The 9,458-nt window shown below is 55.8% G+C and carries 7 protein-coding genes; 1 reads left to right on the top strand and 6 read right to left on the bottom strand.

Annotated elements, in window-relative coordinates; translation table 11 throughout:
* Positions 1-240: 240 nt before the first annotated feature.
* The 3 genes from ACQUQO_RS17200 to ACQUQO_RS17190 form a co-directional block, all read right to left on the bottom strand.
* Entirely contained in the window at positions 241-750 is a 510-nt protein-coding gene (locus ACQUQO_RS17200) for an SHOCT domain-containing protein (protein WP_435079719.1), read from the bottom strand.
* Between the two features lie 812 nt (positions 751-1,562).
* Positions 1,563-3,494, bottom strand: a complete 1,932-nt coding sequence (locus ACQUQO_RS17195; protein WP_435079717.1) for an alkaline phosphatase D family protein — start codon at positions 3,492-3,494, stop codon at positions 1,563-1,565.
* A 341-nt stretch (positions 3,495-3,835) separates the two neighbouring features.
* On the bottom strand, positions 3,836-5,653 hold the full coding sequence (locus ACQUQO_RS17190) for an alkaline phosphatase PhoX (RefSeq protein WP_435079715.1): 1,818 nt from the start codon (positions 5,651-5,653) through the stop codon (positions 3,836-3,838).
* A gap of 195 nt (positions 5,654-5,848) precedes the next feature.
* On the opposite strand from ACQUQO_RS17190, the gene ACQUQO_RS17185 reads away from it, so the two are divergent.
* Entirely contained in the window at positions 5,849-6,229 is a 381-nt protein-coding gene (locus tag ACQUQO_RS17185; RefSeq protein ID WP_435079713.1) for a DUF7344 domain-containing protein, read from the top strand.
* Between the two features lie 17 nt (positions 6,230-6,246).
* On the opposite strand, the gene ACQUQO_RS17180 is transcribed toward ACQUQO_RS17185, so the two are convergent.
* From ACQUQO_RS17180 to pstA, 3 genes are all read right to left on the bottom strand, one after another.
* Complete coding sequence (locus ACQUQO_RS17180; protein ID WP_435079712.1) at positions 6,247-7,290, bottom strand: PhoU domain-containing protein; 1,044 nt, start codon at positions 7,288-7,290, stop codon at positions 6,247-6,249.
* Between the two features lie 97 nt (positions 7,291-7,387).
* A complete protein-coding gene (gene pstB / locus ACQUQO_RS17175; protein WP_435079721.1) occupies positions 7,388-8,302 on the bottom strand; it encodes a phosphate ABC transporter ATP-binding protein PstB in 915 nt (304 codons plus the stop codon).
* A gap of 25 nt (positions 8,303-8,327) precedes the next feature.
* A partial coding sequence (gene pstA, locus ACQUQO_RS17170; protein ID WP_435079710.1) for a phosphate ABC transporter permease PstA occupies positions 8,328-9,458 on the bottom strand: 1,131 nt, incomplete at its 5' end.

Below are 9,458 nucleotides of genomic sequence, written 5' to 3'. Positions count from 1 at the left end.
CCGTCTCGGTCTCCAATGCTTTGAAAACCTGTTCGACCGTCGCATTATCCGGTAGGACGGACTTGCTGGACACATCAAATCCGTCCTACCGTATTCCTTGTGAAGACTTCTGCACCACCGCCTGTTCGCCGTTATAGTGGCCGCTGCCAGCTTTTGGATTGTAGCATAGCCTTGCGACCTCACTTTTCCACGTAAGCAGACGCTCTGAACGTGGTGCAGAATCAGTTTGCAGTGGATTGGTTACCTTGGGTAGTCATCGAGTTCGACATTTTTCTCAGTTGCCGACTGGGGTGGCTCATCCGGTGTTTCGTCCATTACCTGCGCCATTTCACGTTCGAACTCGGCTTCACTGATTTCACCCTGAACGTACTGCTCTCTGAGTTGTTGTTGGCGGTCTTCCATCGTTGGTTGGAACCTTTGAGCGGCACCGAAGCGACGGAGAGTCGGGTATCGACGTTCAACTCGCTCGACGATAGAAACCAACCGGTCGTTGCGGGGGAGCGATGCGCTTCGGAGGACAGACACTACCGTCGCAGTAAGAAACAGCAGTGCAACGATTCCAAGGGCAAGCACGGCTACAACCCATTCAGCAGCTGCTCCAAGCAATTCGAGGAGAATGAACTCTTCGTTGGCAGGAACCCCGGTAGAGAACGCTGACAGGCCTTCTAGTATGCCCAATAGACTGGCACCGACTAGTAGTACTGTGGTGATGACGAATCCGCCGAAGTACAGCCAGCGGCGGGAAGCCATATCCGGCGGATTAGTGGTGGGCAGACGTAAGTATATGGGTGTAGCGAGATGGCTATACGACTTTGTGGGAAGAGCGCACCTCACAACCGAATCGTGCCAAACTGAGCTCAGCTACAGCAGGGTCATGTTCACATATGTACTTGCGATTAGAGAGCTAAGGACGGATAAACTGCACAATACTTGAGATCTCGGTATCAACACCGTTGTTATAATCTTTATGTATGATGCAAGTATTATAAATACAGGATTTGACATCCAGCAAGAATTATGACGCTCGGTATTGCCCTTTGTAGTGTGCTTCCGCAATTCGAATCGATTTCTTCTGATTTTGATATATTGCTAAAATACTGCTTTCCCTCCTGTTTCGTTGAATAGGACTCCACACTCACTACAGCGTCTTTGGTAACTGGTCGTCCAACTTGGTCGCACGTTCTCGGTGGTCTTACAGATTGGACAGGCTGACATGGTTCCTTCTGAGTTCTGTTTGTAGGTTAGCTCCTGCTCTGGTTGAATATGATGTTTGTAATATATTTATTTATATATAGATGAGGCTGTGTTCCTGATATCAGCGGTCATGGCGAACATAGGATTCATTCGACGATCAAGACTGAGTTTTCAGCCGCTCTCAAGCTGATTTCCTGATTTGGTTGGATGGGTGATTTTGGCGCCGTAGTCATCTGAGCAAAGGCGACACCAATGCGCAGCGGCCGCATCGATCGACTACAGTTCTAGAAGTGCTGGCTCACCAGCGAGAAGGCACCACACCTCTATCGCCAGCCATGCCACACGCATATCGAAGAGCGAACGTGATCTCAGCTTGCTTGATACGACTCCTGATCGAGAATAACTCCTTCGTCGTTAGCGATGACCACTAAGTCTGGACTACCGTTGTTCAGGGTTGAAGGGAGTCCGGTATAGATAGTTGAATCGGCATTTTCGCCGCTTCCGTTCCGAATAGTGACCGTCTTACCCGCTTCGAGCGTGAATTCGCCGAACGTGTAGCTCTGTCCGCTTCCTCCCTCGAAGCTGAGGATGAACCCTGACATGTCGATTGCGCTCTCGCCGATGTTTCGTAGTGTAGCGAACTCCCCGTTGGGATTCTCGCCATCATTGCCTGGCGCATTCGCTTGAATTTCGCTGATTTCGATGGGTTCCTCCTCGGGGTGTTCGGAGACCAGTGTTGCGCCGGGATTGCCGGATTTGGTCGCAAACGATGCGATGGTCGTTGCTGATGCGTTCGGCTGTGTGACTGCCGAGACCACGCGATAATCAGTCTGCCACCGTTCTGGGGTGAGCGTACAGCGTACGTACCCCCGATTGTCGTTGTAAAACCGCCGCCATGGTTCGTTTTCGGTGCCACCGTAGTCGGTTATTCCGGAGCCATCACCGGAGGAAGTGATTGAGGTGCCGACGTACTCGGTACCGACTGTTGCCGAATCGGGATTCGAGAAGTCGGCTTTGATGTTGTAGACATAGTTGCGGTGGACATCGCCGGTGATCACGACGGGATTCAGCTTCGACTGCTGGGCCATGAAATCGCGGACTGTATCACGATCGGCTCGGTAGCTATCCCACTTGTCGCCCGCACCGAAGTTTTCTACATCCGGGTTGAGGTCTTCATCCGTCGCCGAGAACGGGACCTGTTGAGCGAGTACGTTCCATTGTGACGAAGAATTGGCGAGACCGTCGATCAACCAATCCTCCTGTTCGTCACCGAGTAGTGTCCGGTCGGAACCTTTGGCTTTCTCAGCAGAATATACTTGGTCGGAGCGGTACTGGCGAGTATCGAGGACGTTGAACTCCGCGAGATCGCCAAATGTGAACCGTCGGTACAGTGGCAGGTCCGGTCCCGAAGGCATCCGCGAGGGACGCAGCGGCATATGCTCGAAGTACGCTTTGTAGGCGTTCGCCCGCCGCTCTAAGAAGTTCTCAGGTGGGACGTTGTTCTCTGAAACCTCGTCGGCGTAGTTGTTCTCGACCTCGTGATCGTCCCACGTAACGATCCACGGGAATGCAGCGTGGGCAGCTTGAAGGTTGGAATCAGTTTTGTAGAGGGCGTGGCGAAGCCGATACTGTTCGAGTGTGTTCATCTCGGTATTGAACCGGCGGGGGATCTCGGTGTTCCGCTCGCCAGCACTGGGTGGAATGGGATATTCGTAGAGATAGTCACCAAGGTGAATCACTAAGTCCAGATCGTCCTCGACCATATGGTCGTAAGCGGTGTAATAGCCGGTGGGCCACGATTGACACGACGCGAACGCGAAACTGAAGCTGTCGGGGCTGGTTCCGGGTGCGGGTGCCGTTTTTGTCTGTCCAACAGAACTGTATTCGTTTCCAGCTTGGAACTGATAGTAGTACTCGGTGTTTGCGTCGAGTCCTTCGACATCGACGTGGACCGAGTGTGCCCAGTCAGGGCTGGCGAACGTTACGTCCCGCTTGACGACGTTGCTCATCTCCTCATCAGTGGCAACCTCATACAGGACCGGAACGGGCTGGTCGGGCATTCCACCACTGGGTTCGAGCGGTTGGGGTGCGAGCCTGGTCCAAAGGACGACTGAATCCGGGAGCGGGTCGCCCGAAGCAACTCCCAGCGTGAACGGGTCGCCTTGGAAGCGACCTTTGGCTTGACTGGCTGCTTCCGCGCGGTCACTGAGTGCGATACCGGCGCTACCGAGCGTGGCTACCCCACCGAGCGTACGGAGGAAGCCGCGTCGTTTCGTAGTGGATCGGTCTGTTTTTGACATCGGGTGCTACACTTCCCAGTGCGATGGAGCGGAGAATAATTTTATTCTGGGTAGATTGTATGAGAGTAATGTCCGCTATAGAGAGATATAGAAGCAGGTTATTGGAAAAGAAGTTAATTTACAAGAATTGGCTCTAATGAATCACCATACTGCAGTTGATTTGACGTTCACCGACTATCTTCCTATTGTGAACATTACACATCAAGACGAGCCCGCGGAACTGTGAGCTGAATGCGCTCGTCTGAGCGTACTCGCATTCAATTCACGAACAACATCAAGAGAGCATCATTCGAATTGAGGACACCCTTTGACTGTCAACGAGCGGGGGTGCAGTTTCTCTGTTATGACTTTCCAGGGCTTGGCGAGTACATCCAAAGCATATCCGGCTCGTGAATTCCACTGTCCTCGCCGATGATGACGCGGCCATCGGGCATCACGACGAGGTTGTCCGGGTTGGCGATCGTGTTTTCGGAGTCAACGGACGATGATGACGCCGCGAGTCGCTTCATTCCCTTCCCGGCCAGCCCTTTCATCGTGTTCGCCGCCTTCTGCACCCCTTTCGCGTTGCTCTCTGACTTATTGGAAGAACTGGATTCGGAGCCGTGCTCTTCGTTCGGATTGAACGCACAGTCCTGACAGACTGTGCTCTTCGAGTTCGGGTCCGCATCGTACGGACAGCCGCCACAGATATTCGCGTGCTCACCGCCCACCACGACTGGCTCCATTTGGTGGACATCATAATTACCGTCGAGTCGCATCCGATAGACTGCTCCGTAGTCTTCGCCTTCGAGCCTGATGTCACCCTCCTCGTCAGACATCGTCTGGTTGATCTCCGACATCGCCATGTAAAGGAAATCACCCGGGCCAGCGCCCTTTTTGATGTTGACACCCTCCATCTTGCGGAACTCGTCGGTCGCACCGACTGCTGCCGCAGCCTTCCGCGATTCGAGGAACGCCGCACGGTCGTCTGACGCGTTGCCGTTCGCCCACGCTTGAACCTCCTCGTCAGTGACGTAGTCCGCGTTCGGCGAGGGTTCTTGACCGTCGTACTCTTCGATCCACGAGAGGACTTGTTCGTTAGTGGCGTGTGCGAGTTCGATCCAGTCGAGTTTGAACCCGACCTCTGCGGGGTCATCCCCACGTGATTGCTTTGCCCGTGCGGCATACAGCGTGCCGGCAGTGAGGTCGCCCGGCTCGTCGGCGACAAGCTTGAAGAACACCGTGCCAGTGCCGTCATCGCTGAGATAGACAGTCTGCTCGTCGGGCATCACCACGGAGTTCTCGTGGGAGAACCGCCCCATCACATACCGTTTTTCCGGCACTGGGTCGTCCGACTGTGGTTTCTCGATTTCGACGATATAACCGTAGCGATAGGCGTTTGCGGGTTTGCCTAGGTATGTCGACATCCGTCCAGCGCCGCTTCCACCCGAGGTAAACCAGTCCTCCGCGTTAGGTTCGTATTCTTCGGAGGTGAGTGGTGTGCCCCATGGTGAAACCGTCCCGAAACAGTTGGTCCACGTTCCCTCGACCGGGCGGAAATTCAGATTGCGTTTTTCGAGTACCGTCCACTCGCCGGTGTCGCTTGATTGACGGATGTGGAGGCGGCTGACCATTCCGGGTGTCGTCTCCCAGTTGGTGAATACATAGCCCTCGTCACTCGATCCGTCTGAAGGGACGAATCCGTTGAAATCCGGATTTCCCCCGTTTGACATCGGCTCGCCGGTAGCCGAATAGGGAACCCCAAGCAGTTCCTCGTTTGCTGTTTGGTTGCCACCTTCTGCAAACACCTGATAACTGCCCGCGGCGGTTCTCACTTCGGTTGCAGGACCTTCCGGTGGCTGAACGCTTTCGAAATCCTCGGGAAGATCGGTTACGTCTACTCCAGTTACTGCTCCAACCGCACCCGGGAGGTATTGCTCTTCGGCCGGTGGCGAGGGATGCTGCACGTTGAAGAACAGCTGGCCGTCATCAGTCACGAAGAGTCCAGTGAACTCCGCACTGGCAACAGTGGTGGCAAATCGGTTGAGTGTCGGCTCATTCGGCCCGTGGTCATGACCATTGCCCGGTTTGCCTGCAACGACACCGCTTCCAGCGTTCGCTCCAACGGCAAGCAGCGCGAGCGTTTCGAGCGTTTGGCGCCTACTGAAACTATCTAGCATCAAGCGCAAAGACAAGGGTGAACTTGTTGTACTCTCCGTACATAGACTGTGTTTGAGTATATACTGGAAGGGTTCGTTCTGAAATGAAAATGGTTTGTGAGCTGTCCAATTGATGGCTATACCCTCTATAGAAATTCCATACGAACGTCTCATGCCGCTTCTACCGAGTAATACAGATGGAGTGTGAGAGATTTGATGGCTACAATTGCTGATCGGCAGTTGTTCGGGATGAATAGTGAGTGGACCTCCACTCGTGGGAGACAGATTCCAGTGTCGAACGTCCGACGACGTGCTGCACTCCGATGCCTCGAACGATTTATTTATCCTGTCGAGCTACGGACGCTTGCAACTCACACTGTGGCCGCACGAAACGACCTCTCGATTGATGCTGTTGAAGCCGACGCTACCGAACGGATGGCGATTCGACTTCATCATCTCGACATTCCCGTTCTCTCTACCGCTGGTCTGCTCGCGTACGATGCCGAGAGCCGGCTGGTGGTCTATACTGCTACTGATGTCACGGATCAATATGCGAGTCGGAGCGGAAGCGAACCACGACAGCTCAGTACGCTCTGAATGCTGTAGTCGCGCAGTTACGACTGCTTCTTATCTTCTCGAATGGATGCCTGAATCATTGCTTCGGCGATGTTTCCTCCGTACTCCGCCGTCCGGCGCACGCTATCGAGCACAAGCGCGAGGAGGTACGTATCGGATGATGAACCGTTGTAGAGCCGGCGATCGAGAGACTCGACCGCTTCAAGTAGCTCATCACGTGTGTGGAACGCTGTATAGGCTTGATCGACCGATCCACTACCGAGGAGAACGCTTGCCGCATCAACCACGATTTCTCGGGACTGGTCGGCAAGCGAGACGAGTTCGTCGACCCCATCGACCGCAGAGGGGTCCTCGACCCGCAATGCGGTTGTGGCTATTTTCTCGGCATGGTCGGCGACCCGTTCCAGTTGGCGGGCGGTCGTATAATAGCTGAATATCGTGGGTCGGTCAAGATTCAACTGCTCGATTTCCTGCAAACTAGTGAGAGATTTCTGGAAACAACGGTGCACTAGTCCGAACAGACGGTCTGCTTCCTTGTCGCGCTCGATAACGCGCTCGGCTCGGTCAGCGTCAGCGTTCGCCAGTGCTAAGACGGCGTTGCGATGCATCCATATTGTCACGTATTCAAGCTGCAATACTGACTGCCGAATCGATTCGTCGCTGGTATCGACTAGATTTCGGAAGACGATGCTCGTTTCTGTCTCTTCGAGCGCCTCCGGACCGATCAGCTTCGTTGCGGCACGAGTCGCAGCTCGACGTTGGGCGGTCGAAAACGTGCTCTTGGTTGTGAGCGTAAACTCGTCCAATCCCACACCATAGAGCGCTTGCACTGTCCGTCGGAGGTCATCCTCGGTATACCCATCGGCTGTGACGCGTGCGGTCGTCGTTCCGGTCTCCTGTGGGCTGGTTGCACGGACGGTCAGGGACCCATCACCATTTGCGTGGAGATGCAGCTCCCGCCCTGCCTCGACACCGTGTTCGCTAGCCCATTGCTTTGGTAGTGAGATGGTGTATGTTGACCCGCCGGTTAGCTGCACTTTTCGCGTTTCCCCGGATGTGTTCGAATTGCTCGAAGCGTTCATTGGACTCCTCCGTCGCGGATACTGCTCAGGTGACGATGCCGCAGCTGCGACAAACTGGACGTCTCGAAGGAGCCGTGCGATGATGTCTTGGCTATCATTATCCGAACTTACCAGTGATGTAGTCCTCGACGCGCTGGCTTTCGGGATTCTCGAAGATCTCGTTGGTATCGTCGTACTCAACGAGTTCACCGCCGGTCAGGAAGACCGCCGTCTGATCCGAAATCCGAGCGGCCTGCTGCATGTTGTGCGTGACGATGACAACCGTATATTCTTCGGCGAGATCTGCGATGAGATCCTCAATTTTTGCAGTGGCGATAGGGTCGAGCGCGCTCGCGGGTTCATCCATCAAAATGACCTCGGGATCGACGGCAAGACAGCGCGCGATACAGAGGCGCTGTTGTTGGCCGCCCGAGAGACCGAGCGCGTTGTCATCGAGGCGGTCGTTGACCTCCTCCCAGAGGGCGGCCTGTCGGAGCGACTGCTCAACAAGTGCGTCCTCGCCCTCCCCGTCCTCGTGGCCGAACAGCCGCGCGAGCAGCCCAGTCTCGATGTCGCCGTGTTTGCGCGGGCCGTAGGAGACGTTCTCCCGGATGGACTTCGGGAACGGGTTGGGCTGCTGGAACACCATCCCGACGCGCTTTCTGAGTTCGACGAGGTCGGTGCCGTCGCCGTAGATTTCCTGCCCGCCGAGCGCGACGTTGCCCTCGACACGCGCGCTCTTGATGCGGTCGTTCATCCTGTTTAGACACCGGAGAAAGGTTGATTTTCCACATCCGGAAGGACCGATGAGCGCGGTGACGCTCTCGGCGGGGATGTCGAGGTTGATCCCCGAGAGCGCCTGTTCGTCGCCGTAGAAGACATCGAGGTTTTCAGTTTCGATTGCTGTCTGACCAGTGAAACGGTAGTCGGTCCATTCGTCTCGACTCTGCTCGTCGCTTTCACCGGCAGATGTCCGTACACTCGTCGTTTGATTCTCGACTGCTGACTCTGTGGTGGTCTGGGTAGTGGCCATCCGATGATCTGGGTTGCTGTTTTGCTCACTCATGGTGGAGCTTCCCTCTGAAGTACTTGCGCAGCGCGATGCCGACCGCATAGAACGATAAGACGACCAACAGCAGAACAAGCGCTGTCCCCCAGCCGAACGCTTGTGCGTCCTGTGCACCGACACCCGCGGAGATGGTTGCGTACAGCTGATAGGGGAGCGCGCTGGCGGCGGTCAGCAGCGCGTCATTGGTTACAAAAGGTGGCGTCGCGCTGAACTCGAACGACGAGAACACACCGGGTGTACTGCTCGGAAACGGCGACCCGGCCATCACGAGCAACAGTGGTGCAGTCTCACCCGCAATGCGACCTACTCCGAGAATGATACCCGTGATGACCCCGGGCAACGCCGCCGGCATGACGACGCTCCTGATGGTCTCCCACTGGCTCACCCCGAGCGCCGCGCTCGCATCACGATATTCATCGGGAACGCTCTGGAGTGCTTCACGGCTCGTGATGAGTACCAGTGGTAATAGCATGAATCCGAGTACGAGGATACCCGACAGCAGCGAATTTGTGTTGCCGAAACGCGGCACCAGAAAGGCAGCGCCGAACAGCCCGAAGACAATACTCGGCGTGCTCCAGAGGCCGTTCGTCGTGATTTCCACGATACGAGTGAACCGGCCCTGTTCGGCGTATTCGGTGAGGAATACTGCCGCTCCAACGCCAAGCGGCACCGCGAATAGGACTGTGCCGATGACGATCCAGACCGTGCCCATGATCGCCGGTAGCACGCCCGGAATATCCACGTAGATACCCTGCGAGACGTTCATCACGAACGGCCAGTCGATGGGCAGCGCCACCCCGAAGATTTCCGGCCCGACTCCCAATCCCGCCTTAATTCCTTGCAAAGCCTTCGAAGCGCCTTTGATAGCGACGAACGCCACCAGCGCAGCCATGACCGCGACCATCGCCAGCGCGTTCAGCCCCATCAAGAGGTACGCACCGCTCTGTCGTCCGCGACTACCGAACCCAACGCTCGCCTTCGCGCCCGCCCACGTGACCAGCAAGCTCGACAGCGCGACCATCGAACCCATGACCAGCGGGGCATGAAACGTCGCTTCGAGATTCCCAGGGTCCCACGCCCACTCTGGAGTGATGATCCCCGCGAGCAACACGACACCAAC

Source organism: Halococcus sp. AFM35, assembly GCF_051195015.1.
In the GTDB taxonomy this organism is placed as follows: Archaea; Halobacteriota; Halobacteria; order Halobacteriales; family Halococcaceae; genus Halococcus.
Note: the sequence above shows the minus strand (reverse complement) of the source record. Positions and strands in the feature narration are given on the sequence as shown.

Bases quoted from the DNA above. Each gene is read 5' to 3' on its own strand.
- ACQUQO_RS17185 (WP_435079713.1), top strand. From the start codon at position 5,849: ATGGCTACAATTGCTGATCGGCAGTTGTTCGGGATGAATAGTGAGTGG.
- pstB (WP_435079721.1), bottom strand. From the start codon at position 8,302: ATGGCCACTACCCAGACCACCACAGAGTCAGCAGTCGAGAATCAAACG.
- ACQUQO_RS17195 (WP_435079717.1), bottom strand. From the start codon at position 3,494: ATGTCAAAAACAGACCGATCCACTACGAAACGACGCGGCTTCCTCCGT.
- ACQUQO_RS17180 (WP_435079712.1), bottom strand. From the start codon at position 7,290: ATGAACGCTTCGAGCAATTCGAACACATCCGGGGAAACGCGAAAAGTG.
- ACQUQO_RS17200 (WP_435079719.1), bottom strand. From the start codon at position 750: ATGGCTTCCCGCCGCTGGCTGTACTTCGGCGGATTCGTCATCACCACA.
- ACQUQO_RS17190 (WP_435079715.1), bottom strand. From the start codon at position 5,653: ATGCTAGATAGTTTCAGTAGGCGCCAAACGCTCGAAACGCTCGCGCTG.